General features: G+C 72.4%; 21 protein-coding genes. 11 read left to right on the top strand and 10 right to left on the bottom strand.

The annotated features are described in order from the left end of the window. Nucleotides 1-20: 20 nt before the first annotated feature. The 4 genes from AB4Y83_RS00575 to AB4Y83_RS00560 form a co-directional block, all read right to left on the bottom strand. Nucleotides 21-2,765 (bottom strand): FHA domain-containing protein, encoded by a 2,745-nt coding sequence (locus AB4Y83_RS00575; RefSeq protein ID WP_442295705.1) that lies wholly within the window; start codon nucleotides 2,763-2,765, stop codon nucleotides 21-23. Between the two features lie 2 nt (nucleotides 2,766-2,767). Beyond that, on the bottom strand, nucleotides 2,768-3,580 hold the full coding sequence (locus AB4Y83_RS00570) for a PP2C family protein-serine/threonine phosphatase (protein WP_442274497.1): 813 nt from the start codon (nucleotides 3,578-3,580) through the stop codon (nucleotides 2,768-2,770). After that, a complete protein-coding gene (locus tag AB4Y83_RS00565) occupies nucleotides 3,577-4,128 on the bottom strand; it encodes a hypothetical protein (protein ID WP_442295704.1) in 552 nt (183 codons plus the stop codon). Before AB4Y83_RS00565 ends, AB4Y83_RS00570 begins: the two co-directional genes overlap by 4 nt. 268 nt (nucleotides 4,129-4,396) lie before the next feature. After that, entirely contained in the window at nucleotides 4,397-5,896 is a 1,500-nt protein-coding gene (locus AB4Y83_RS00560; protein WP_442274495.1) for a CCA tRNA nucleotidyltransferase, read from the bottom strand. A 200-nt stretch (nucleotides 5,897-6,096) separates the two neighbouring features. On the opposite strand from AB4Y83_RS00560, the gene AB4Y83_RS00555 reads away from it, so the two are divergent. The 8 genes from AB4Y83_RS00555 to AB4Y83_RS00520 all read left to right on the top strand — a co-directional run bounded on the left by AB4Y83_RS00555 (nucleotide 6,097) and on the right by AB4Y83_RS00520 (nucleotide 15,704). Continuing rightward, nucleotides 6,097-6,582: an NUDIX hydrolase gene (locus AB4Y83_RS00555; protein WP_020141640.1), complete on the top strand. Its 486-nt coding sequence runs from the start codon at nucleotides 6,097-6,099 to the stop codon at nucleotides 6,580-6,582. A 53-nt stretch (nucleotides 6,583-6,635) separates the two neighbouring features. Continuing rightward, a complete protein-coding gene (locus AB4Y83_RS00550; RefSeq protein WP_442295703.1) occupies nucleotides 6,636-9,005 on the top strand; it encodes a DUF6049 family protein in 2,370 nt (789 codons plus the stop codon). Nucleotides 9,006-9,069: 64 nt separating this feature from the next. Beyond that, nucleotides 9,070-11,010 carry a hypothetical protein gene (locus AB4Y83_RS00545; RefSeq protein ID WP_442295702.1) on the top strand — a complete coding sequence of 647 codons (1,941 nt, stop codon included), beginning with the start codon at nucleotides 9,070-9,072 and terminating at the stop codon, nucleotides 11,008-11,010. A gap of 2 nt (nucleotides 11,011-11,012) precedes the next feature. Next, nucleotides 11,013-11,585: an RNA polymerase sigma factor SigM gene (gene sigM, locus AB4Y83_RS00540; RefSeq protein ID WP_056823337.1), complete on the top strand. Its 573-nt coding sequence runs from the start codon at nucleotides 11,013-11,015 to the stop codon at nucleotides 11,583-11,585. A gap of 210 nt (nucleotides 11,586-11,795) precedes the next feature. After that, nucleotides 11,796-12,710 carry a hypothetical protein gene (locus AB4Y83_RS00535; protein ID WP_442295701.1) on the top strand — a complete coding sequence of 305 codons (915 nt, stop codon included), beginning with the start codon at nucleotides 11,796-11,798 and terminating at the stop codon, nucleotides 12,708-12,710. Between the two features lie 195 nt (nucleotides 12,711-12,905). Then, a complete protein-coding gene (gene trxB, locus AB4Y83_RS00530) occupies nucleotides 12,906-13,952 on the top strand; it encodes a thioredoxin-disulfide reductase (protein ID WP_442295700.1) in 1,047 nt (348 codons plus the stop codon). Between the two features lie 70 nt (nucleotides 13,953-14,022). Further along, complete coding sequence (trxA, locus tag AB4Y83_RS00525) at nucleotides 14,023-14,346, top strand: thioredoxin (protein WP_020141635.1); 324 nt, start codon at nucleotides 14,023-14,025, stop codon at nucleotides 14,344-14,346. A 140-nt stretch (nucleotides 14,347-14,486) separates the two neighbouring features. Continuing rightward, the gene (locus tag AB4Y83_RS00520) at nucleotides 14,487-15,704 is read left to right on the top strand and encodes an N-acetylmuramoyl-L-alanine amidase (protein ID WP_056780418.1); all 1,218 of its coding nucleotides are present in this window, start codon (nucleotides 14,487-14,489) and stop codon (nucleotides 15,702-15,704) included. Between the two features lie 23 nt (nucleotides 15,705-15,727). Here AB4Y83_RS00520 and AB4Y83_RS00515 read toward each other — a convergent pair whose 3' ends face one another. Next, on the bottom strand, nucleotides 15,728-16,384 hold the full coding sequence (locus tag AB4Y83_RS00515; protein ID WP_442274490.1) for a GNAT family N-acetyltransferase: 657 nt from the start codon (nucleotides 16,382-16,384) through the stop codon (nucleotides 15,728-15,730). A 237-nt stretch (nucleotides 16,385-16,621) separates the two neighbouring features. Here AB4Y83_RS00515 and AB4Y83_RS00510 point away from each other — a divergent pair, with 237 nt between their 5' ends. Next, nucleotides 16,622-17,644, top strand: coding sequence for a glutathione S-transferase family protein (locus AB4Y83_RS00510; protein ID WP_442274489.1), 1,023 nt, complete (start codon nucleotides 16,622-16,624; stop codon nucleotides 17,642-17,644). 68 nt (nucleotides 17,645-17,712) lie between these two features. On the opposite strand, the gene AB4Y83_RS00505 is transcribed toward AB4Y83_RS00510, so the two are convergent. Next, on the bottom strand, nucleotides 17,713-18,516 hold the full coding sequence (locus AB4Y83_RS00505) for an alpha/beta fold hydrolase (RefSeq protein WP_442295699.1): 804 nt from the start codon (nucleotides 18,514-18,516) through the stop codon (nucleotides 17,713-17,715). A 102-nt stretch (nucleotides 18,517-18,618) separates the two neighbouring features. After that, nucleotides 18,619-19,512 (bottom strand): metallophosphoesterase, encoded by an 894-nt coding sequence (locus AB4Y83_RS00500; RefSeq protein WP_442295698.1) that lies wholly within the window; start codon nucleotides 19,510-19,512, stop codon nucleotides 18,619-18,621. A 129-nt stretch (nucleotides 19,513-19,641) separates the two neighbouring features. Here AB4Y83_RS00500 and AB4Y83_RS00495 point away from each other — a divergent pair, with 129 nt between their 5' ends. Then, on the top strand, nucleotides 19,642-20,043 hold the full coding sequence (locus AB4Y83_RS00495; RefSeq protein WP_442295697.1) for a nitroreductase family deazaflavin-dependent oxidoreductase: 402 nt from the start codon (nucleotides 19,642-19,644) through the stop codon (nucleotides 20,041-20,043). A 12-nt stretch (nucleotides 20,044-20,055) separates the two neighbouring features. Here AB4Y83_RS00495 and AB4Y83_RS00490 read toward each other — a convergent pair whose 3' ends face one another. Then, nucleotides 20,056-20,916 carry an Fpg/Nei family DNA glycosylase gene (locus tag AB4Y83_RS00490; protein WP_442274485.1) on the bottom strand — a complete coding sequence of 287 codons (861 nt, stop codon included), beginning with the start codon at nucleotides 20,914-20,916 and terminating at the stop codon, nucleotides 20,056-20,058. A gap of 187 nt (nucleotides 20,917-21,103) precedes the next feature. On the opposite strand from AB4Y83_RS00490, the gene AB4Y83_RS00485 reads away from it, so the two are divergent. After that, a complete protein-coding gene (locus AB4Y83_RS00485; RefSeq protein WP_442295696.1) occupies nucleotides 21,104-22,543 on the top strand; it encodes a hypothetical protein in 1,440 nt (479 codons plus the stop codon). A gap of 13 nt (nucleotides 22,544-22,556) precedes the next feature. Here AB4Y83_RS00485 and AB4Y83_RS00480 read toward each other — a convergent pair whose 3' ends face one another. Then, entirely contained in the window at nucleotides 22,557-23,663 is a 1,107-nt protein-coding gene (locus tag AB4Y83_RS00480) for a ParB/RepB/Spo0J family partition protein (RefSeq protein WP_442295695.1), read from the bottom strand. Between the two features lie 509 nt (nucleotides 23,664-24,172). Beyond that, nucleotides 24,173-25,027, bottom strand: a complete 855-nt coding sequence (locus AB4Y83_RS00475) for a ParA family protein (RefSeq protein WP_442295873.1) — start codon at nucleotides 25,025-25,027, stop codon at nucleotides 24,173-24,175. Nucleotides 25,028-25,033: the final 6 nt, after the last annotated feature.

Here is a 25,033-nt window from a genome sequence, read left to right as displayed (position 1 = left end):
GTGGTGGTCGGGCGTGCGGGTCACGACGCCGCCTCGAAGGTGAAGGAGACCTCGTCGGCCATGGACACGAGCGACCCGGGCTCGAGGACCTGCTGGTCGTTGGCACGCAGGCGGCGGGGGCTCTCGCCGGGCAGCGTCACCGTCGTGCCGTTGGTCGTCCCGAGGTCACGGATGAGCACGTGCCAGCCCTCGAGGATGACCTCGACGTGGTTGCGCGAGACGTCGCGCTCGGGGCTCGGGACCTTGACCACGTGCGGTCGGTCGTGGACGGCCAGGCCGTCGCCGAGCTTCGGCGCGCGGCCGAGCAGCACGCTGCGGTCGAGGGTCACGACGTCACCCGTCGACAGGCGGAGCACGCCCAGCGGCGGTCGCGGCATCGTGAACGGCTCCTGCGGCGGGATGCTCGAGCCGCACACCCGACAGCGATCACTGTGCGGAGGCGTCGGGTGGCCCGCTGAGCAGAGGACGGCGAGGACGCTGGGTCCGGAGAAGGTCTGGTTCTGCGCGGCGTTGCGTGCCTCGAGGAGGGCGCTTCGGTCGACGGTCAGCTCCGTCTCGTCGTCGTCGGTCCCCGCGCCGATGTCGGCGGTGTGCGCGGGCGGGTCCGCGACGGGTTCCGCGCCCGTAGCCGCCGGGGGGACCGGGGGGACCGGGGGCAGGGCGACGGGGAGCGAGACGGGCACGTCGAAGGTGGGCTCGGCAGGCGGCTGCGCCGCGCTGGCGTATGCCGTCGCCGCCGTCGGTGTGGATGGCGCGGTCTGCGCGGGTGCGGGGGCGGTGCTCGCCTGCGGCGGTCCGGTCGAGATGAGCGGGGTCGCCTCTGGTGCGCGGACGCCGGGGGGCGGGGTGTTCATCGGGGGGAGCAGGCTCGGGGCCGGCGGCGGCGTGTGCCGCCCCGAGAAGGTCGGGACCTCCGGCTCCGGCTCGGGCTCGGGCACCTCGGCGGCCGGGGTGGACCGGGCCCACGGCACGGAGGAGATGAGGCCACCCTCGGGCACGACGGGCGCCGACGGGATGGGCCGCGCCGGCACCTCGGGCGCCGGGGCAGCGTTCGTGACCGGCGCGTCGGAGGCGTCGGCGACGGACGGGACCGACGGGTTGGGAAGGTGGTCGTCCTCGTCGTGCCCGGCCTCGTCGTCGTCGGACCGCGTCAGTGACGCAAGCACCTTGCGGTGCTCGTCGGCGGCCGTGGTGTGGCCGAAGAGGTAGTCGTAGCTCGGCGGCGCAGCGGGCTGGTCGTCGTCCGCGTCGTCCGTCTCGTCAGGGTCGTCGAGTGCGGAGGTGGTGGGCCCCGCGGCCGGACGACGGACCGCTCCGGCCACCGGGGCGGACGGAGTCGTCGACGTCGGGGACGCGTCGGGCTCGAGCACCGGGCGGCCGGCCCACGTCGAGTCGACGTCACGCGGCGCCGCCGCGGGCAGGTCGTCGGCCACCGGCCCCGGCGCTGTCGGCCCTGTGGGCGCTGTCGGTACGGGTGTCGTCGCCGGTGCCGTCAGGGCGACGGGTGACGGGGACGTCGGCGCCACGGGCGCGGTGGACGGCGAGGGCGCCGGAGCGACGGCCTCGGTCGGCGAGGAGGCCGTCGGCTGAGTCGGCGGCGTCACCGGCTCGGACGGCACGGACGGCATGGACGGCACGGACGGCACGGACGGCACGGACGGCACGGACGGCACGGACGGCACGGACGGCACGGACGGCACGGACGTGTCGTGACCGGATGCAGCGGCGGGGGCGGGTGTCTCGCCGGACGCACCTGCCCCGTCACCCAGGAGGTCGCTCGACGGGGTGGCACGAACCGGCACGGCCGGGGTGACCGAGGTCCACGAGCGGAGCGCCGGCAGCGGAGCGGGGAGAGGCCCTGTGGCGACGACCTCCGGCGCGCGGGAGGGCTCGGCCGCACTCTGGGAATGACCTTGCGCTGCAGGCTCTTTCGCACCCGACATGTCGGACGTCGCTGCAGCAGAGGTGGATTCGTCGTTCGAGGCGCTGACGTCGGATGTCGTCGGTGGAGTGCCACCCTGGGCCCAGCTGCGTTCCCACGTCGAGCGGCCAGGCAGGCTCTGCGCGTCAGGACGGTCCGAGGACGCCCTGCCGTCCGCTGTCGATGTGGCGAAGGTCGGGATGCCGCCCGACCCCGTGGCGTCGTCGCGCCCGGGCGCCCCCTCCGGCTCGGACACCGCCGCTGCGTCGGGATGGTCCACGTGCTGCCCGCTCACCACCGGCGCACCGGCCGCAGCGATGGACGCCGCCGTCTGCTGCGGGGTCGCGTCGGCGGGCTCGTCCGGCACGGTGGGCTGCGCCGACTCGCCGACGAGCGCTGCCGCGGATGCGGTGCCGGGCGACGGCGATCCGGCCGCGAGGCCCTGCCGAGGCACGGGCTGCGCCCGCTCGGACTCCTCGAGCACGCGGAGCACGATCCGGTCGGGGTGCTCTGGGAGCTCGAGGTCCGTCCAGACCTTGCTGCTCGTGGCTCGCACGTCGTGCTCGGTGCCGTCAGCGAGGGTCACGAGAGCCGAGACCGGCCCGAAGGCGACGATGCGCGTGCGGGGCTGCCAGTGCACGCCGACGAAGTGGTGCGCCTTGCGCATCCCGCCGGCCGTCAGCACCTCGACGACGTCGTCGATGTCACCGCCGTCGGCCGCGTCGCTCGCGGCGATGGTGCGCTCGTCGTCCTCGTCGAGTCCGATGAGCAGGTGCATGCCGGGGCCCCCGATGTGCGTCCACCCTTCGGGGGCCCGGTCGACAACCACGGACGGGCCACTCACGTCTACGACCTGCTCTCCCCTGATGAGCCGTTCACGTTCTCGCGCGGGGTCGTGTCCTCGTCGACGTCCGAGTCGGAGTCCTCGCCCTGTACGGCGACGACGATAGCAGTGACGTTGTCGCGGCCACCGGCTGCGACACCACGTCGCACGAGCTCCTCGGCGGCCTCGTCGGCGTCGGGGTGATCGGCGAGGACGGCCTCGATCTCCTCCCGGGTGAGCTCGTTGGACAGACCGTCGGAGCAGATGACGAACGCCTCGCCGGGGTAGGGCGGGAAGACCCACGTGTCGACGACACCCATCGGGTCGCGCCCGAGCGAGCGCGTGACGACGTTGCGCCCGGGGTGGCGGTGCGCCTGCTCCGGGGTGATGAGGCCCCGCTCGACGAGCTCCCAGACCTCCGAGTGGTCGACGGTCACCTGCGAGAGCCGGCCGTCGAGGCAGCGGTAGACGCGGGAGTCGCCGATGTTGAAGACCGCCCAGTGGCGCGACCCCCCGACGGACACGAGGGCGAGGCCGGCGACGGTCGTGCCCATCCCGGTCTGCTCGGGGTGTCGCGCGGCCGACGCGAGGATGCGGCGGTTGGCCTCGCCGACCTGGGCGACGACGTCGCGCACCTGCACGACGGGCCGGTCGGCGAGCTCGGCGACGGTCTCGGCGGCGATCCGGCTCGCGACCTCGCCCGCAGCATGGCCACCCATGCCGTCGGCGACGACGTAGACGGTGCCCCGCGTGCACGCAGAGTCCTCGTTGTGCGCCCGGACCCGACCGACATCGGTGGCCAGGCCTGCCGAGATGGCCGGTAGCGTCGTGCTCATGCGTCCACGTCCAGGTCGGTGGCAGCGGTGGCAGCGCCGGCGTCCGAGTCGTCCGCGGAGCCCCACGGGGTGACGCGCGCCGTCGTCAGCACCTGGCGGATGAGCTCGTAGTCAGCCAGGGCGTCGGCGCCACCCACGGCGCCGGTCAGCTGGACGAGGTGTGCCGGGGCATCGGCCGCGGCGGACGCCCCGGAGGTCACGAGGTGGAAGAGGTTGGCCTGCAGGACGGTCTCGACGTCTGCGTCCGGCCACGTCGCGTCGCAGCCGACGAACTGCGCGCCCCCGAGGTCGGCGGCATACGGCTCGGAGACGGCTCCGCCCCGCGAGGTGGCCAGGGAGGCGATCTGCTCGAGGGAGTCCTCGATGCGGAAGGACGGCCCGCACTGCTCGATCGTGACGACGACGTTGGGTGCGAAGGACCCCTCGCGCGGGAGTCGCGCCGCCATCGTCGTTCCCGGCGCGTGCGCGGGCTCCCAGCCCTCCGGCACCTCGAGGGCCACCGACGGCTGGCCCGGGAAGTCGGCGCTCGGGTAGGCGAGGGTGCTCATGGGCTCGTTCCTTTCGGTCGTTCCCGCGGGGGTCGGGGACGGCGCGGTCAGTCAATCATTCACGGCATGCCGTGTCAGATCGGGTGACGCACCGTCACGGCGGCGATGGCGGCGCGGGAACGAGGTCCCGTCGAGCGTACGACCGCACCACCCGGCGCCGCGATGGGGAGAACTCCCCACCGCACGATGGGCGGCCGCTCAGGCGCAGCCCACGCGCCGCAGCCCGTTCAGGCGCGGACACAGGGCGGAGCCCGAGGGCCTCGAACCGTCAGCCCACCGACTCGCGGGCGGCCCACCAGGCGAGCAGCTTCTCGCGGGCGGCGTCCTTGCCGATGGGCCCGTCGTCGAGGCGGACCGACAGGAGGAAGTCGTAGGCCTCTCCCAGCACCGGACCGGGACGGATGGCCAGGGCCTCGGCGATCTCGTTGCCGTCGAGCTCGGGACGGACGCTCGCCAGCTCCTCCTCGGCCGCCAGGCGCTCGATGCGCTTCTCGAGGTCGTCGTAGGCCCGCGACAGCCGCTGCGCCTTGCGGGCGTTGCGCGTCGTGCAGTCCGACCGCGTCAGGCGGTGCAGGCGCGTGAGCAGTGGTCCGGCGTCGTTGACGTAGCGCCGCACGGCCGAGTCGGTCCACTGCCCGTCGCCGTAGCCGTGGAAGCGCAGGTGCAGCTCGACGAGGCGTGCGACCTGCTTGGTCGTGTCCTTGTCGAAGCGCATCGCCTTCATCCGCTTGCTCGCGAGCTTGGCGCCGACGAGCTCGTGGTGGTGGAAGGAGACGCCGCCGCCGTCCTCGAAGCGCCGGGTGGCCGGCTTGCCGATGTCGTGGAGCAGGGCGGCGAGACGCAGCACGAGGTCGGGGCCCGGCACCGACTCCGGCGGACCGTCGGCGGGGCCCTCGAGGTCGATCGCCTGCTCGAGGACGATGAGCGAGTGGTCGTAGACGTCCTTGTGCCGGTGGTGCTCGTCGAGCTCTAGGCGCAGCGCGGGCAGCTCGGGCAGGAAGACCTGGGCGAGGCCGGTGTCGACGAGGAGGGTCAGACCGAGCCGGGGCTGGGGCGACAGGAGCAGCTTGGTGAACTCGTCGCGGACCCGTTCGGCCGAGATGATCGAGAGCGTCCCGGCCCGCTCGACCATCGCGGCCCGCACCTCGGGCGCGACGTCGAAGCCGAGCTGCGAGGCGAAGCGCGCCGCCCGCATCATCCGCAGCGGGTCGTCGGCGAAGGACTCCTCGGGCGCGGCCGGTGTCATGAGGCGCTGCCGCACGAGGTCGGAGAGCCCGCCGTGGACGTCGACGAACTCGAGGCTCGGCAGCCGGATCGCCATGGCGTTGACGGTGAAGTCGCGCCGGACGAGGTCGCCCTCGAGGTGGTCGCCGAACATCACCTCGGGCTTGCGTGACGTGCGGTCGTAGGTGTCGGCGCGGTAGGTCGTGATCTCGATGACGTGCGCACCCTTGCGCAGGCCGATCGTGCCGAACTCGCGACCGATGTCCCAGTGCGCGTCGGCCCATCCGATGACGAGCGCCAGGATGTCGTCGGGACGGGCGTCGGAGGTGAGGTCGAGGTCGGGTGAGACACGCCCGAGGAAGGCGTCGCGTACCGGCCCGCCGACGAGGGCCAGCTCGTGCCCCGCGGCGGCGAACCGCTCCCCCAGCTCGGTCAGCATGGGCAGGACGGGTGCGAGCCGGGCGACGGCGGCCCGTAGGAGCGGGAGTCCGGCGTCGACCGGCTCGTGGCTGTCGGCGAGGGGCGTGTCGGAACGGTCAGGCACCCGACCAGCCTAGTGAGCGTTCGCGCTGCTCCTGACCGCGCGCGTACGCGAGGGGTGGCCCACGCATACGCGCCCGGGAGTCGACGGGGACCCGACGGGGACCCGACCGACCCCGCCCCGGACACGCCGGTCGGCACCCTCGCGGGCGGGGTCTCCCCGACGACGAGAGCGCTCCGGGCCTTGCCCGTTATGGTGGCGATGTGAGCGCGCAGCCCGTCCCCAGCCCCGTGCCGGGGAGGCGTCTGCCCGCCGTCGAGGAGCGTTCTGCGGGCGGCATCGTCGTGGACGTGCAGGAGGGCCTGGCCCTCATCGCGATCATCGCTCGCCGCAACCGGGCCGGCCGCGTCGAGTGGTGTCTGCCCAAGGGCCACGTCGAGCCGGGCGAGACGCTCGTCGAGACGGCCGCGCGCGAGGTGGCCGAGGAGACCGGCATCGTGGGCCGCGTGCTCGTCGAGCTCGGCACCATCGACTACTGGTTCGCGACGTCCAACAAGCGCGTCCACAAGTTCGTGCACCACTACCTCCTCGAGGCCACGGGCGGTGAGCTCTCCATCGAGAACGACCCCGACCACGAGGCCATCGACGTCGCCTGGATGCGCCTCGACGAGGTGCACCGCAGGCTCACCTTCCCCAACGAGCGTCGCATCGCGCAGGCGGCGTGGAACCGGCTGGCGGGGACGGCGTGATCCTTCGAGGGTCGCGGCGTCCCGACACGAGGGGGCGCCGCGGGAGCCACCTCGTGCGCCGGCTGACCGCCACGGCAGCGACGCTCGCGGCGCTCGGCCTGTCCGTCGGCCCGGCTGCGAGCGCCGTCCCGTCCCCGGCCGGGCTGAGCACGTATGCCACCCGCCCGGGTTCGTCCCCCACCCACCGAGCCGCCGTGGTGCCCGCCAAGGACGTCGCCGTCGTCGTGCTCGACACGCTGACACCCGCCGTCGTCGGACCCGGCAAGGACGTCACGATCACGGGCACGGTCACCGCCCCGCTCACCGGACCGCTCTCGGGCCCGGAGGTCCGGGTCGTGCGCGGCGACGTGGCGGTCAACCAGCGCAGCGCCCTCGACGACTGGGCCACGGGCCGCACCGAGACGTCCGGCCGCACCGTCGACACGACGTCGCTGGCCACGGTCGCCGCCGGTCAGACGCAGCCCTTCACCGCGACGGTCCCGTGGGAGCGGCTGCGGTCCGACGATGCGTTCGCGGCGCTGCCGATCTCCGTCGAGGTCGTCCAGGAGGGCGCGAGCGAGCCCACCGGCATGACGCGCACCTTCATCGCCTGGAACGGCCGCAAGGAGTACGTCCCGCTCAAGGTCGCGACGGTCCTGCCCGTGACCCTCCCCCCCACCGTCGCGCTCGCCGCGCGCGACGACGCGGCCCGCTTGGCGGCCTGGGAGCAGGCGATCGGCCCCGACTCGCGGGTGGACCGCATCCTCGAGGGCACGCGTGGAACGCCGGTCGACCTCGCCGTCGACCCGTCGGTGCTCGGTCCCGACGTGGGCGCCGGCTCCGGGACGACCGGTCCGACGCCGAGCGGGACGTCGACGCCCGGCGGCACCACCGCTCCGGCGCCGTCCGGCACCTCGGGGGCTCCCGCCCCGTCCGCCACGGGAACCCCGGGCACCCCGGCCCCGGGGGCCGGGACGAGCGCCCCCGCCCCCGATGGCACCACCCAGACCCCGCCGACGCCGTCGGCGACGTCGACCCCGCCGCCGGCCGGCACCCCGTCCGAGGCCACGCTGGCCATCGCGCGCCTCGGCGACGACGTCGTCACGCAGCTGAGCGGGCGGAGCGTCTGGGCCCTGCCGTACGCCGACGCCGACGTCGCCGCCACGGTCGGTGTCGACCCGGTGAACTCCCTCGTGCGCGACCTCGTCAGCCGGGCGTCCACCCTCGCGGGCCGCCTCGGGCAGCCGGCCCGGGCCGACATCGTCTGGCCGGTCGACGGCCTCCTGCCCGCCGGGCGCGAGCAGGGCATCAAGACGCTGCTGTCCGGCACGACGGTCAGGAAGCCCGCCGGCATCGTCGTCAACGCCGCGGCTGTGACGAAGGAGTCGGCATACACCCCGACCGCGCGGCGGGTCACGGCGAGCGGGACGCGGCTGCTCGCGTACAACACGCGTCTGTCCGCACTGCTCCCGAAGCGCACCGACCCCAGCCCCGTCCTGTCGGTGCAGCGATACCTCGCCGAGACGCTCGTGCTGCTCGGCGAGCGCGCCGGCACGCCGCGCTCCCTGCTCGTCACCGCGCCGCGCACCTACGACCCCGACGCCGCCGACCTCGCGACCTTCCTCGCGGCCACGTCGAGCGCGCCCTGGCTCGAGACCGTCGACGCCGCGTCGCTGCTCACCGACAACGGCAACGACAAGGCCGTGCCGCAGACGAGGCCGACCACCGCCGTGGCCTCCGCCGCCCCGAAGCCCGTGCTCAACGCGCGCCGGCTCGCCCGGATGGCCGACCAGCGCGACACGCTCCTCAGCGTCTCGTCGGTGCTGCGGGACGGAGAGGAGTTCGAGCGCACCTACCGCGAGGTGCTCGACGGGCTCGCAAGCGCCCGGTGGCGCTGGAACCCTGCCGGGTGGGTCACCCTGTCCAACTCGGTGGACGCCGACATCAAGGCCGCCACGAGCGCCATCCGGGTCGTGCCGCGCACGAGCACGATCAACCTGCTCGCCGAGAACGGCACGTTGCGCATCACGGTCGAGAACGGTCTCGACTACACCGTCGAGGACATCCGCCTGCGGCTCGTGCCCGACAACCCCCGCATCCGGATCGTCGAGCAGCCCGACCCCGTGACGATCGGACCGTCCTCGCGCACCAACGTCCCCGTCGAGGTCGCCGCGGTGGCCGCGGGGCGCGCCGAGATCCGTGCCTTTCTCACGACCGCCGACGGCACCCAGATCGGCTCGCCCGCCACGATCCCCGTGTCGGCCAACCCGCTCGACGCCGCCATCTACTGGGTCGGCGGCATCCTCGTCGGGCTCGTCCTGCTCGCCGGCGTCATCCGCGCCGTGGTCAAGGGCACCTCGCGTGTCGACGAGATCGCCGACATCGAGGCCGTCACCGCGGCACACGAGGCGCTCGGCGATGCGGACGACCGGGATCACGTCTGAGTCGGCCTAGGATGGGTGGCGAGCCACGCATCCGCGCACGACATGACGAGGGAGGGTGACGCACGTGCAGGGAGTCGGACCCGGATCCGTCCTGGGCGGCCGCTACGCGGTCACGCTGCGCACCTCCGAGGGCACCCACCACGAACGCTGGCGTGCCAACGACCACACCCTCGAGCGCGAGGTCGTGCTCGTCTGCTTCCCGGCCGGTTCGTCGGTCGCCGCCGCCGCGCTCGATGCGGCACGCCGCGCCGCCGGCATCGAGGACTCCCGTCTCGTGCGGGTCCTCGACGTGGGCACCGACCAGGGCGTCGGCTTCATCGTCGAGGAGCCGCTGACCGGCGCCGCGCCCCTCTCGCACCTGCTGCAGAGCGGCGGCCTGTCACCCGACGAGGTGCGCCGCCTGACGGGCGAGGCCGCCACCGCCCTCGACAAGGCGAGCCATCGGGGCCTGCACCACCTGGCCCTGACGCCGAGCTCGCTGCTGCGCATGTCCGACGGCGCCGTCAAGGTGCGTGGCCTCGCCACCGAGGCCGCCCTCACCGACGCCGACCGGCTCTCCGACGAGCGGGCGTCCCGCGCCGACGCGGTCGGCCTCGTCAAGATCGCGTATGCCGGCCTCACCGGTCGCTGGCCGATGGTGTCCGTCGACGACGGGCTGATCCCCGCCGGCGGGCCGGTCGGACTCGAGGCCGCCCCGACGATCGTCGGCGGCGTGGCCGCCCCCTCGGAGATCGCCGTGGGCGTGCCCAACGACCTCGACCTCATCTGCCGGATGACCCTGGGCAGCGGCCGGCGTGGACCCGTCTCGCCCGGCGACCTCGCCCTGCAGATCGCGCCATGGCCCAGTGAGCAGGCGTCGTCCGACGGCGCCACCGGCATCGGCCTGCGCAGTCGTGACGACCGCGAGTCCCTCGAGCCGACGCGCGTCATGCCGTCGGTGCGCGCCGACGCCGCCGCGGTCGGCGCTGCAGGCGCAGCCGGTGTGGCCGGGGGATCGATGGCGGGCGCTGCCGGCGACTCCGGCCAGTCCAGCACGATCTTCTTCGACAGCGTCCCCGACGCACAGTCAGGCACGACGCCCGCCCGCGGCGCCACCACCGAGCGGCTCCAGGGCGGCGTCGCCGCGGCCGGGGCGGCAGCAGCCGGCGTGGCCGGAGCCATCGGTGACAAGGTCGGCTCGTTCGCCCGCGCCGCCGCCGACAAGGCCGCCTCCCGGGCCGCCGAGCGCCGCTCAGCGCACGACGACGACTTCGACGGCGAGGACATCGGCCTCGTCGACGCGCTCGACGAGGCCCCCGCGACCCGCCTCGAGCCGCCCCTGCCCGTCTTCGGCCGCGAGGCTCCTGAGGCCCCCAGCGGTGCCCAGTCCCGCATCGCGCTCGCGATCGTCGGGGTGCTCGTGCTCATCGCGCTCTTCATCGGCATCAACAACGTCATGAAGATCGGCCAGCACGACGGCCCGGCTCCCGCCGTCACGGTGACCAAGACGCGCACCCCCGCCGCCACGCAGACGCAGGGCACGACGACCCAGGCGCCGCCGAGCACGACCCAGGCGCCGCCTGCCGCCGCGGTCAGCGTCGTCGGCGGCACGGGCTTCGACCCCGAGGACGGCACCGAGGCCGACCAGAACGTCAAGCTGACCTTCGACGGCGACCCGAGCACCCAGTGGCGCTCCCGCTGGTACGGCACTGCCTCCTTCAACGGCAACAAGGACGGCGTCGGGGTCCTGCTCGACCTCAGCGCGCCCACCGTCGTCAAGGAGGTGGAGCTCGTCCTGCCCGCCGAGCAGAACGTCACCGTCTACGCCACCGACTCCGGCTCGACGAAGTCGCTCGACGGCGCGCAGAAGATCGGCTCGATGAAGAAGGCCAACGGCACCGTCGTCATCAAGACCAGCGGCCAGCTCCAGCCGGCGAGCAAGATCCTCGTCATCGTCACCAAGGCGGCGCCCGCCGAGGCCGCGAACCACTACCGCGCGCAGATCAGCGAAGTGACGGTGCGCTGACCGTGAGCCCGGGGGTTGCCGCCCCGATCGCCGATCTGAGCGACCGGGAGCTGCTGGCACTGCACGTCGACGGCGACGACCATGCCTTCGCCGAGCTCTTCCGCCGGCACAAGGACCGGATGTGGGCGGTGGCGCTGCGCACCGTGCGTGATCCCGAGCTCGCGGCCGACTGCGTCCAGGACGGCTTCATCGCGGCCTTCCGCCGTGCCGAGTCCTACCGCGGCGAGGCTGCCGTCACGACGTGGCTGCACCGCATCATCGTCAACGCCTGCCTCGACCGGCTCCGTCGGCGCAAGCCGACCGCCGAGCTGCCCGAGTACGAGCTCGCCGACCGGCACGACCACCACGCCTCGACGGAGGTCCGCCTCGACATCCAGGAGGCCCTCGCCAGGCTCCCCGAGGGGCAGCGGGCGGCGCTCGTGCTCGTCGACATGCACGCCGTTCCCGTGGCCGAGGCCGCCGTCATCCTCGGCGTGGCCGAAGGGACCATCAAGTCGCGCTGCGCCCGCGGACGCGCGGCCCTGGCCCAGCACCTCGGGCTCACGCCGGGCGTCCGTCCCGTCGAGCAGGACTGAGGGCGGTCCACGTCCGGCCCTCATGGGGTACGGGACGACCGGTGACCGGTCGGCCCCTGGGCTCGCCGGGTCACCGCTCGGGCACCGGCCGAAGAATGGTTGAATCCGGTGGAACCCGACGGCCACAGGGGGCCGTCGAAACCACGGCGACCGGCATACCCCTGCCCTGCCCGTACGACCACCGCACGCTCTGCCCGAAGGACCACATCCGTGGACGAGTCCGCGCACACCCCTGAGCACGACCCTCGCGTCCGCGACCCCGACGGACGTGCGACGACCGAGCCGGCGCCTCCCGCCCAGCTCGACGGGCTCGATGGGCTCGATGGGCTCGACGGGCTCGCTCACGAGGTCGCGGACGACGCCCCCCTGACCCRCCTCGACCCGGACGTCGAGCAGCACGTGCGCACCCTGCTCGCCGGCGCGGCCGACCCGGGACCGATGCCCGACGCCGTGTCCGAGCGCATCTCGGGCGCCCTGCTCGACGCGGCGCGGCTGCGGGTCGACCCCGGACCGCTGTCCGCCTCCCGTTCCGGCTCGGACGCCACGGGGACGAACGACGCGGACCACGGCACCGTGCTCGCGATGCCGAGCCGCGCCGGCCGTCCCAAGCCGATCTACCTCGTGGCCGCGGTCGCCGCGGCTACCGCCGTCGTCGCCGTGGGCGCCTCGGCCCTGCACGTGACCAAGCGTCCCAACGGCGCGGCGGTCGTCGGCGACACGTACGCCACGGGGGCCACGACGCCAACGCCCAACCCGCTGGCGACCTCCGGTGGGCTGCACATCCAGCTCAGCACGACGCCATACACCGCCGGGACGCTCGCCACGCAGGCCCGGGCGCTGCTCGACCACCCCGGTCAGCCGATCCGCGACCTGGCGGCCGAGTCTCCGGGTATCGGGCCGATCGCGACGCCGATCGGGCTCGAGGCGTGCCTCGAGGAGATCGGCGCGGTCAGTGCAGCCGACCCGGCGCCCGATGCCGTGTCCGCAGACCTCGCCACGTTCGCCGGACGTCCAGCGGTCGTCGTCGTCGTCACGCTGGCCGGCGCCAGCACCGCCTGGGCCGTCGAGCGCAGCTGCACGACCGGGGCGCCGGGCCTGCTCGCGGGTGCCACGCCCGTCCCCTGAGCCCCACGAGCGCACTCGCACCACGCGCCGTCCCGCCACGCGGGCGCACCCGCGCAGGCTGACGGGCACGGGAACAACAACCGCCTAGGATCGGTTGAGGCCTATGCGGCTCGCGGCCTCCCGCCGTACCGGTTCCAATCGGTCACCGGGCGGGGACGAGCGGCGACGACACGAGTTTCACGAGGAGCAGCCCACATGTCCGACGTCCGCAACGTCATCATCATCGGCTCAGGCCCGGCGGGATACACCGCCGCCGTCTACGCCGCGCGCGCGAACCTCGCGCCCCTCGTCTTCGAGGGCGCTGTGACCGCCGGTGGCGCGTTGATGAACACGACCGAGGTCGAGAACTTCCCCGGCTTCAAGGACGGCATCATGGGGCCCGACCTCATGGACGGCATGCGCGCCCAGGCCGAGCGCTTCGGCGCCGAGCTCGTCACCGACGACGTCACCGCCGTCGACCTGACCGGCGAGGTCAAGACCGTCACCGACGGCGAGGGCACCGTCCACCGCGCCCGCTCGGTCATCCTCGCGATGGGCTCGGCCTACCGCGAGCTCGGCCTGCCCCGCGAGAAGGAGCTCTCGGGCCACGGCGTCTCGTGGTGCGCGACCTGCGACGGGTTCTTCTTCCGCGACCAGGACATCGCCGTCGTCGGTGGCGGCGACTCCGCCATCGAGGAGGCGACCTTCCTGACGAAGTTCGCCCGCACCGTGACGATCATCCACCGCCGCGAGGAGTTGCGCGCCAGCAAGATCATGGCTGACCGCGCCTTCGCCAACGACAAGATCCGCTTCGCCTGGAACTCCGAGGTCGCCGAGATCCACGGCGAGGGCAAGCTCTCCAGCATCACGCTGCGCGACACGGTCACCGGTGAGACCCGCGAGCTGCCCATCACCGGGCTCTTCGTCGCCATCGGTCACGATCCGCGCAACGAGCTCCTCGCGACCGGCGACGGCGTCAGGGTGTCTCTCGACGACGCCGGATACGTCGTCGTCGACGGCCGGTCGACCCGCACCAACGTGCCCGGCGTCTTCGCCTGCGGGGACCTCGTCGACCACACCTACCGCCAGGCCATCACTGCGGCCGGGTCGGGCTGCGCCGCCGCCCTCGACGCCGAGCACTACCTCGCCGCGCTCGAGGACACCACGTCACCCGCCGAGGCCGCTGCCGAGGCCGCCGTCATCGACGAGACGGACTCGGGCGAGATCCCCGACCCGCGCGTCACCGTCGGCGCCGACGCCTAACGTCGATCCCGACGCCCGAACGCACGACCCAGCCCCGCCGCCCCCGCGCCAACCACGAGAAGGAATCTCCATGGCACTGAAGAACACGACCGACGCCACCTTCGCCGACGACGTCCTCATGAGCGACAAGCCCGTGCTCGTCGACTTCTGGGCGACGTGGTGCGGCCCGTGCCGCAAGGTCGCCCCGATCCTCGAGGAGATCAACGAGCAGTACGGCGACAAGATCGAGGTCGTCAAGCTCGACACCGACGCCAACGTCGACACCGCCGCCCGCTACGGCGTCGTCTCGATCCCGACGCTCAACGTCTACGTCAAGGGCGAGGTCGTCAAGACGATCGTCGGCGCGCACCCGAAGCCGAAGCTCCTGCGTGAGCTCGAGGAGTTCATCGCCTGACCGGCAAACGTCGAAGGGGTGGTCCACCGTCACGGTGCCACCCCTTTCGCGTACTACGCTGCTGACGGCGCCCGACCGCTCCGGACTGACGCACAGCCACCCGCGACCCCCTCCGGAGCCCCTCAAGGAAAGGAGCCGAGATGACCCCACAGCAGTCAGTCGTGCTCCGGCGCGGTGACTCCGGCCCGGCCGTGGCCGCCGTGTGCGAACGCCTCGTCCTCTCGGGCGACCTCCCCGGCGGCTCGGGCCACAGCGACCGCTTCGGCGACGCGGTCTACGACGAACGCGTCGAGCAGGCCGTCAAGTCCTTCCAGCAGCGTCGTGGCCTCATCGTCGACGGCATCGTCGGCCGCTCTACGTATGCCGTCCTCGACGGCGCCCGCTGGGCGCTCGGTGACCGGGTGCTGCGCTACGTCCCCGAGCACTTCGTCGAGGGTGACGACGTCGTGGCCCTCCAGTCCCGGCTCGTCGAGCTCGGCTTCACGCCCGGCAAGGTCGACGGCCTCCACGGACCGAGCACCGACGCCGCGCTGCGCGCCTTCCAGGCCGCGGTCGGGCTCGTCCCCGACGGCACCGTCGGACCCGAGACGATGCGGGCCTTCGCCGGGCTGCGCCGCTCGGTCAGCGGCGGGTCGGCCAACGCCCTGCGCGAGCGCGAGCAGATCCGTCGCAGCGGGTACAGCCTCAGCGGGCGCACCATCGTGCTCGACCCCGGACACGGCGGCGGCGACGTCGGCGCCCAGGGCCTGCGTGGCCTGGCCGAGGGTCGGCTCGCGCTCGACCTCGCCCGACGCATCGAGGGCCGGCTCTCCGCCCACGGCGTCAGCGTCGTCTTCACCCACACCGAGGCCACCGACGGCGGCACCGACGAGGAGCGGGCGGCCTTCGCCAACTCCTGCGAGGCCGACCTCGTGCTCTCGCTGCACACCGACCACTCCGTCACGGGCTCGGCCCACGGAGCGGCCACCTACTTCTACGGCCACCCCGACAACGCTGCGCACGCGGACTGGTCGGTCATCGGCGAGAGCTTCGCCGACCTGCTCCTGCGCGAGGTCGTGGCCCGCACCGGCCTGACCGACTGCCGCGCTCATGCCCGCACGTGGCCGCTGCTGCGACGCACGCGGATGCCCGCGGTCCGCCTCGACTTCGGCTACCTCAGCCACGAGGGCGACGCCTCGGCCCTGGCCAGCGCGCAGACCCTCGACCACGTGGCCGAGGCCGTCGTCGTGGCGCTGCAGCGGGTCTACCTCGGCGAGGCCGACACGTCGCGCACCGGGGTCCTGCGTCTCGATGACCTGCGTCGCCACCTCGAGACCATGCGCGCGCAGCAGGTGGGAGCCGAGCGCACGGTCGGCTGACGCGCGGCAGCCGTCTCGACGGCTCAGCGGCGGTCGGTCACGTGCGCGTGGCTCGACCCGTTGGGGTGCGTCTCGGGCACCGGCCGCACCCCGGGCACCCGGTCCAGGGCCCGGACGATCGCTGCCGCCGCCCCGTCGCGCAACGTGACGACCGTGCGCAGGTCGATCCGCAGCCGCGGGTATGCCGGGTGGTCGCGCTCGACGCGGAAGCCGACCTTCTCGAGGAAGGCGACGTCGAGCACGCAGGTGTGCCTCGAGACGGCGAGCGGGCGCGCCGCCACCGCCTCGAGGGAGCGCGTGCGGTGCCGCAGGGCGTCCTTCGCGGCCGACTGCACGAGGGCCTTGCGCAGTCCCCGGCCTGCGTACTCAGGCCTCGTGACCGCCGTGACGAGCATGAGCGTCGACGGGTCCTGCGGCGAGGTCGGGAAGGCCGCGAGCCGCGCGACGTGCCGCGCCGGGGCGAGGACGACGTGACCAGCCGGGGTGCCGTCGACGTAGGCGATCCGACCCGGAGGTCCCCAGTCGGCCGTCACCGTCTCGACCCACTCGGCCAGCACGTCGAGCGGGTCGCCCGCGTCGGAGTGGCCGTTGCGCGGCACCGTCTGCCAGAACGTGCACGGCGCACACGCACCGACCAGGTCGCCGACGACGTCGGGGGTCAGGGGCAAGAGCTCACGCATCCCGTCTCCTCACAGCCCTCATGCTCCCCATTCTGACCCGCCGCCCCCCGGTCGGCAGCATGACCACGAGAACCGCCGTGTCGAGGTGGTGTCGAGGTGGTGTCGAGGCGGTGTCGAGGCGGTGTCGAGGCGGTGTCGAGGTGGCTCGGGGGCGTGGCGCGTTCGCCACGGGGCCCTGTCGAGAGTTGCCGAGGCTGCTCCCCGGGCGACCCGGCATATCGAATTAGGGTGGGCAGCATGAGCGAGCCGGGCACCTACGTCGAGAAGAACTTCAAGCGCGACACGAACTACATCACGACCCGCATCACCGCCGACGGTCGGGACGGCTTCCCCGTCGAGGCGGGCCGCTACCGCCTCGTCGTATCCCGGGCCTGCCCGTGGGCCAACCGCGCGATCATCGTGCGCCGCCTCCTCGGGCTCGAGGACGCCCTGTCGATGGGGATCTGCGGCCCGACCCACGACCGGCGCAGCTGGACCTTCGACCTCGACCCCGGCGGCCTCGACCCGGTGCTGCAGATCCCCCGCATCCAGGACGCCTACTTCACGCGCGACCCCGAATACCCGCGCGGCATCACCGTTCCCGCGATCGTCGACGTGCCGACCGGCGCCGTGGTGACCAACGACTTCAAGCAGATCACCGTCGACCTCGAGACCCAGTGGCGCGACCTCCACCGCGAGGGTGCACCCGACCTCTACCCCGAGGCCCTCGCCGACGAGATCGAGTCGGTGAGCGAGCCCATCTACCGCTACGTCAACAACGGCGTCTACCGCTGCGGCTTCGCCGGCACCCAGGACGCCTACGACAAGGCCTACCGTCGGCTCTGGGAGAACCTCGACCTGCTCGAGGAGCGCCTGTCAACGCGCCGCTACCTCGTCGGCGACCACATCACCGAGGCCGACGTGCGCCTCTTCACCACGCTCGTGCGCTTCGACCCCGTCTACCACGGCCACTTCAAGTGCAACCGGAGCAAGCTCATCGAGATGCCGGCTCTGTGGGGCTACGCGCGTGACCTCTTCCAGACGCCCGGTTTCGGCGACACCGTCGACTTCACGCACATCAAGCGGCACTACTACGTCGTGCACACCGACGTGAACCCGACAGGAGTCGTGCCCCTCGGCCCGTCCCTCGAGAACTGGGCGACGCCGCACGGCCGTGAGGAGCTCGGCGGCTCGCCCTTCGGTGACGGCACGCCGCCGGGACCGCCGCGTGAGGTCGTGCCGCCGGAGCACAACCCCGTGCTCGCCCTGCTGGCCGGCTGACGAGTGCGTCGACGGCGTATGCCGTTGGGTTGCCTTGTCACACAAGGCAACCCATCGGCGTGCGCGCGTCAGGAGCGGTAGAAGTCCGCGAGGACCGGGGCGAGCACCGCCGCGGGGACCTGGTGGAACTCCCCGGGGAGCTCGACCGCCCGGGCGTCAGGCAGCGCGTCGGCGAGGACTACGGCCGAGTCGTGCAGGGCCGGCATCATCGTGCCGCTGCTGCAGACCGAGAGGAAGGGCACCGTCACGCGGCCCAGGGTCTCGGTGGGCAGGTTCTGGTCGTCACCCCCGAGGCAGAGGCCGTCGTACTTGACCGTGTAGGTCATCGCGAGCATCGGCTCCCACATCGGTGTGCCCTTCATGCCCTCGACCATCTCGTCCGGCATCCCGACGACGATGTTGTTGAAGTAGCGCAGGATGCCCTCGCGGTCACCGGCCGCCTCGAAGCGCTCGAGGGTGCCGATGTAGTCGTCCGGCGCGGGCCAGGCGTCGTTGCGGTAGGGCACCTCGATGGCCGACCCCTTGGCGAGCGGTGCGCCCGCGGCGATGGCCTCGATGACGAGCGCGCCGCCGGACGAGACACCGAAAGCGTAGGCGGGAGAAGCGGATTCACCTGCTGCCGCGATGACGGCGTTGAGGTCCTCGACCTCGCGCGCAACCGCGTACGGCTGCGTGTCTCCACTGTCGCCGCGTCCACGACGGTCGTACGTCACGCCCGTCAGTCCCAGCTCGCCCAGCGCCTGGGCGAGGTCCCGGAACGCGCCGCGGTCACAGAAGGCGCCACCGACGACGACCGCGACGGGTCCCGTGCCGTAGGCCTCGAAGGCGATGGTCGTGCCGTCCGCGGATGTGGCCTTCTCGACCTGGCTCATGTCTGACTCCTAGCTGCGTGCGGCCCGCGTCTCGGACCCTCACTCCCATGTCGATCGGGGATCCCCCTTCTCGACACTTCGATTCTCGAAAGGTGCATCTGGTCACGTGCGCTTCCGCGAGAAGACCTCGCGGCGGTCGGCCTCCGGCACCGTCGCCATGAACTCCGTGACGGCCTCCGAGAGCGCGGGCCACGTCTCGTGCTGCTCGATCGGCACGACGGTGGCGACGACCTGGTCGGCGTGCACCTCGATGAGGTTCCACGACTGGGGGCCGTCGACGCCCATGAGCAGCTCACGCGGCGCTCCGACGTCGTCGACGTAGCTGACGCCACCCGCGACGATGACCGGGACCGAACCGAGCGTCCCGAAGCTCGTGACGTGGAGGTGGCCGCTGAGGACCGCGCGAACGTCGCTTCCCTCCACGACCGCGCGCAGCCTGTCCACGTCGTCGAAGTCGAGCAGCTGCATCACCGGAGATCGGTAGGTGATGGGGGCGTGGTGGATGACGAGAATCGTGCCGTGCTCCGCCGGTGTGGCCAGTTCCCTTGCCAGCCAAGAATATTGGTCGTCGGAGAAGCCGCCGTGGTGATAACCCGGCACCGCGGAGTCGATGGCGATGACGCGCAGCCCGTCGCAGTCGGTCACGGTGTCCTGCGGGGCATCCGTGTCGATGCCGTGGAGCGTGCGGGCCATCGGGCGACGCTCGTCGTGGTTGCCGCCGGTCAGGACGAGGGCACAACCGAGCCGCGTGACGACGGGGTCGACGATGTCGCGCAGCAGCTCGTACGCCGCGGGGTCGCCGCTGTCGGCGAGGTCACCCGAGAGGACGAGGGCGTCGACCCGCTCCCCCGACGACTCGACCCGCGCAAGAGCCTTGCGCAGCTGCGCCTCGGTGTCGATGTGGCCGGCGAGCAGTCCGCCGGCGGCGATGAGGTGCGTGTCGGACAGGTGGGCGAGCACGTGGGTCGGCGCCGGCCGCGATCCGGTGAAGGCCATGGCGCCAGCCTAGGCGGGCGTGGGCCCTGCAAGGACAGGTGTCGTGTCTCTCTCCGTCGTCAGGGCGGTGGGAGACCTTCCGGGGTGCCGGCAGGCGTCGCGGGTGCGAGGCTGGGGGCGGAGGTCCCGATGCCGATCCCTCGTGCGGTCACGCAGCTGAACAAGAAGGTTCTCAACAAGGCCCTCGTCCACCTCGCCGGCCATGGCTGGTTCGTCGAGCTCGAGCACGTCGGCCGACGGTCGGGGCGCACCTTCCGGGTGCCGATGATGGCCTTCGACCGCGGCCGTGTCGTCACGGTCGCCCTGACCTACGGTCGCAGGGTCGATTGGCTCGCCAACCTCAGGGCCGCAGGCGGCGGGCGCATGCACCTGGGTGACGAGGTGCTGGCCCTGGGCGCACCCGTCGACCTCGCCGAGGACGAGGGCCGGTCCCGGATGCCCCAGCCGGCCCGGATGATGCTGCCGGTGCTCGGTTGCCACGACTACGTCGAGATCCCCGTCCTGGCGCGTGCCCCGTTCAGGGGCTGGTGAGTCGCGCGGGTCTCAGTGCCGCACCTGGCACGCCGGGCACCAGTAGAGCCGACGTCCAGCAATCTCCCTCTCCTGCAAGGGATTCGAGCACCTCGGGCACGGTTCTCCGGTGCGCTTGTAGACGAGGAACCTCCGGTCGAAGGTGTCACCGAGCCGCTCCCCCGTCAGCCGTCGGCTGACCGCCCGAGCCCGCCCCGAGCGCTTGGCGCGGGCGGCGGCCTCGACCTGGTCCGGGACGGTGAGGATCTGCGAGAACACCCGACCGAGCGGCATGAGGAGGACGAGGTCGGCCCAGATCTCGCGCCATACCTCCTCGGACACATCGACGCCTCGCGTGAGCGGGTCCACGGCGAGACGATGGAGCACCTCACAGCGGTAGACGTTGCCGACCCCGGCCACGACGGACTGGTCCATGAGCAGCTCCGCCACGGTGCGACGGCTCCGGCGCACCCGGTCCCACCCGGCGTCTGCACGTTGACCACGCCGCAAGGGGTCGGGTCCGAGCGTCCCGACGATCTCGCGCTGTCTCGCCCGGTCGACGAGGGTGCAGATCATCGGCCCGCGGAGGTCGGCCCAGTGCTCGGGACCCACGAGCCGCAGCCGGACGGCTCCCACCGGGGCCGGTGGGACGGCGCCGTCGAGATGTTTCACGGGAAACATGCCGATCAGTCCGAGGTGGACGTGCAGCGTCGCATCCCCGATCTCGACGAAGAGGTGCTTGCCCCACGCCTGGGCCCGCTCGAACACCCGTCCGTCGAGGCGCTCGGCGTCGGCCGCGAACCGACCCTGCGGACTCGACGCCTCGACCTCGTGGCCCCGGAAGGCCCGGTCGAGGCGGTCGGCGAGCGCGTGGATGGTGTGACCCTCGGGCATCCTCGACCTCCCTGTGCCCTTCGTTGCCCCGGTGGCTCGATCCTGCAGGACGTACCCGATCCGCGACGCACCGGGTCCTGGCATCGACGTACCAGTGACCGTGCAGGTGCTGGGGCTACCGTGGTGCGGGAGAGCAGAGTCAGGGGCTCTGCCCGTACGTTCGACCCCACCAGACCCAGGGGGCCGCATGACCCACACCGCCAGCGTGACGGCGGAGCCGGCGACGAGGGAGCGCTCGTCGTGGCGCCCTCGTCGCACACTGCCCGAATGGCTCGTGGTCCTCGGCGCCCTGTGCCTCGCCCTCGTCGTCACCGGAGCGGTGCTGCAGGTGGCACACCCGTTCATCCGGCACGACGACTGGCCGTTCACCCTGGGTCGCCACGAGCCGGGATCAACGGCACAGCGCATCCGCAACCTCTACGAGGGCCGCTGGCTCAACACCGTCTACTGGTACGTCATCGGACAGCGCACCTCGATCGTCGTGGCCTCCACGGTCTTCGTCGTGGCGTACTCCGCCTTCGTGTGGGGGTTCGTCCGCGCGCTGGCGCCGCCCACTCGGCTCTCGACGTTCGTCCTGACCTTCGCCGTGTTCCTGTCGGCGACCTGGATCCGCCTCATCTACTGGCCCGGCACGCTCTCGGCCTCGATGATCGTCGCCGCCACGGCCGTGTGGACGCTCCCCTGGGCCCGGAGACGCCGCTGGATGCTCGCGGTCTGGATGGTGGTCTTCGTCGTCCTGTCGATCCTTTCCTACCCGCCGGTGGCCGCCCTCGTGTTCCTCACATTCGTCGTCACGGAACTCGGTGAGTCCACGCGCCGCCTGTTCGTCGGGGCCGTCGCCTTCGTCGCGTCGTACGGCATCGGTGTCCTGACGGTGTACGCCCTCAACTGGCTCGCGTTCGGCACGTTCGGCCTGACCATCTCGGCCTGGCGTCGGCCGAACCCCCTCAGGAGCCTCGACGACCTCACGACCAACCTCGGGCGCTACGGCACCCAGTTCGCCTCCCTCCTGGCACTTCTCGGATGGGCGGCCGTCGTCGCGGTCGTCTGCGTCGTCTGGGCGCTCGTCGACTCCACGACGCGACGCGCGGCCGTCATCGTGCTCGGCGCCCTCGTCATCGTCGTTGGACTCGAGGCGGGGCTCACCGTCTACTCCGGCGTGGTCACCGGCACGAGGGCATCGCTCTGGGCCTGGCCCGCCGTGTGTTTGCCGGCGGCCTTGCTGCTCAAAGGAATTCGGCCGTCACGGATCGCCGGCCTGGTGGCGCTGGCCCTCATCGCCGTCGTCGGCGTCGTCTCTTGGCGCACCGATCTCGGGGAGCACCGGGTGACGCGTGACCAGTACGACGTCATCGTCAGCGACACCGCAGCCCTGGTGGGCCAGCACCCAGGCGACACCGTCGTCATGTGGATGGAGCCGCGCTGGAAGGCGACGGCCCGGGGCACGATGACCGCCGTCACCGTGCGGTCCATGCTCTACGACCAGCAGGGTCTCTACCCGCGGTGGTGCGAGCCGGCCGAGTGCACGTCGATCGCCCAAGCCGTGCAGCAGGATCCCCACGCCGACGTGCTGCGCGTCGGCGGTCTCACCGTCGTGCGCATCCCCCGTCCGCCGGCTTGGCTCTGACGGACGGTGTGCGTCAGTCGCGCGTCGGGGACGACATGCCCATGAGCCCGAGGATGCGGCGCAGGTCCTCCATCGAGGCGAACTCGACCGTGATCTTGCCCTTGCGCTGACCCAGCGCGATCGCGACGCGGGTCTCGAGATGGTCCGAGAGCCCCGACGTGAAGTCGTCGAGCTGCGGGTGGCGGCTCCCTGCGCGCGGACGGCGGGGCTTGGGGGCGTCGTTGCCCTCGCCGAGCGCGACGAGCTCCTCGACGTTGCGCACGGACAGGCCCTCGGCCACGATGCGCTGGGCCATCCGCTCCATAGCCGCACCGTCGGCCATGCCGAGCAGGGCGCGGGCGTGGCCGGCACTCAGGACACCGGCCGCCAGGCGTCGCTGCACGAGTGGCGGGAGCTTCAGCAGCCGCAGGGTGTTGGAGATCTGCGGTCGGGAGCGACCGATGCGCGTGGCGAGCTCCTCGTGGGAGCACCCGAAGTCGTCGAGCAGCTGCTGGTAGGCCGCAGCCTCCTCGAGCGGGTTGAGCTGGCTGCGGTGCAGGTTCTCGAGCAGTGCGTCGCGCAGGAGGTCGTCATCGCTCGTGTCCTTGATGATGGCCGGGATGACGCCCAGGTCCGCAGCCTGCGAGGCACGCCAGCGGCGCTCACCCATGATGAGCTCGAAGGTCTTGCCCTCGGCCTCGTCGAGCTGGTCGGCGGGGATGCGCCGTACGACGATGGGCTGGAGCACACCGATCTCACGGATGGAGTGCACGAGCTCGCCCATGTGGTCCTCGTCGAAGACCGTGCGCGGCTGCTTGGGGTTCGGGCGGATCGAGTCGATGTCGAGCTCGGCGAACTCCGCGCCCGGGACGACGGCGAGTCCGCTGCTCGTCGTCTCGGCTGCCGGGACCGCAGCGTCAGCGCTGGATGTCGACATGCTCGGGGGGGCCGTGGTCGGCGGCGTGGTCGGGTCGGCGGCTCCGTCGGGGCCGGAGGACGCACCCGGCGCGTGGGGCGTGGTGGGCTCTGCCTGCTTCTGCTCGGCGAAGAAGACGTCCACGGGTCGACCGGCGCCTCCGCTCGGCGCGCTCGGGATGAGTGCCCCGAGGCCTCGACCCAGTGCTCGACGCTTCTCCGCCATTCGCCAACCCCTCGCCATCTCCGACGCGACCATCGCGTCCGTCGGTCAGTCTAGGTGCACGTGACCACTCCACCCGCGCACCCGACCTCATGTCGCGATATCGCGTCGACAGCCCAGCGGTGACGTTCCACGTGAAACGACGCCGGTCGCTCCGAGCCGAGCCGCACGGTGTTTCACGTGGAACGGCGGGTGCCCATGGCGGGCCGGCCATCCCCCGATGGCCCCTGGAGAGTGCGCCTGGATACCCGAGTCCTTCGACACTGAGCCGCGTCCCTCTCGTTTCACGTGAAACAGGCGTCGATGCGATTGCCAGTGACACGTCTCCCCACCCTGTCGAGCCGCTCCGCGATCTCTTCTCGCTTCACCTGGACTCTGCGACGTCGCGAGGTGCACCGAGCGGACGCCGGCCGCAACGGTCCTCAGATCAACGGATGCCTCTGCGCGTTTCACGTGAAACGGGGCCGTCACGACGGTGACGGCCCCGTGTCGGGACGAGGAGCGTGTCGAGGTCAGGTGCGACCGGCGGCTCCACGGTCGGCGATCTCACCCGCCGCCTCGAGGTACGCGAGAGCCCCACTGCTGGCCGGGTCGTAGGTCATCACGGTCTCGCCGAAGCTCGGCGCCTCCGACACTCGGACCGACCGGGGCACCGACGTCCGGAGCACCTCCGTGGGGAAGTGCTCGCGGACCTCGTCGGCGACCTGAGCCGACAGGCGCGTCCGGCCGTCGTACATCGTCAGCAGGATCGTCGAGACGTGCAGCGCCGGGTTGAGGTGACGCTTGACGAGGTCGATGTTCTTGAGCAGCTGCGAGAGACCCTCGAGGGCGTAGTACTCGCACTGGATGGGGATGAAGACCTCGCTGGCCGCGACCATGGCGTTGACGGTGAGCAGGCCCAGGCTCGGCGGGCAGTCGATGAGGATGTAGTCGAACTCGTGTCCGGCCTCGGCCGCGGCAGCGATCGCCTTCTGGAGGCGCGACTCCCGCGCCACGAGCGAGACCAGCTCGATCTCGGCACCGGCGAGGTCGATCGTCGCCGGCGCGCAGTAGAGGTTCTCAACCGTGGTGCACCGCTGCACGACATCGAGCAGCGGGGTCCCCTCGACGAGCACGTCGTAGATCGACGGCACCTCGGCGTGGTGGTCGATCCCCAGGGCGGTGCTGGCATTGCCCTGCGGGTCGAGGTCGATGACGAGGGCCTTGAGTCCCGACTGCGCGAGGGCGGCCGCGACGTTGACCGTCGTCGTCGTCTTGCCGACGCCGCCCTTCTGGTTGGCCACGGTGAGCACCCGTGGACCCACCGGCTTCGGGAACGGACGACCGGTCAGCTGGATGCGGCGACGGGCGTTCTCGGCGAGCTCCATCGCCAG

This window comes from Terrabacter sp. RAF57, from assembly GCF_052113925.1.
Lineage (GTDB): Bacteria > Actinomycetota > Actinomycetes > Actinomycetales > Dermatophilaceae > Terrabacter.
Note: the sequence above shows the minus strand (reverse complement) of the source record. Positions and strands in the feature narration are given on the sequence as shown.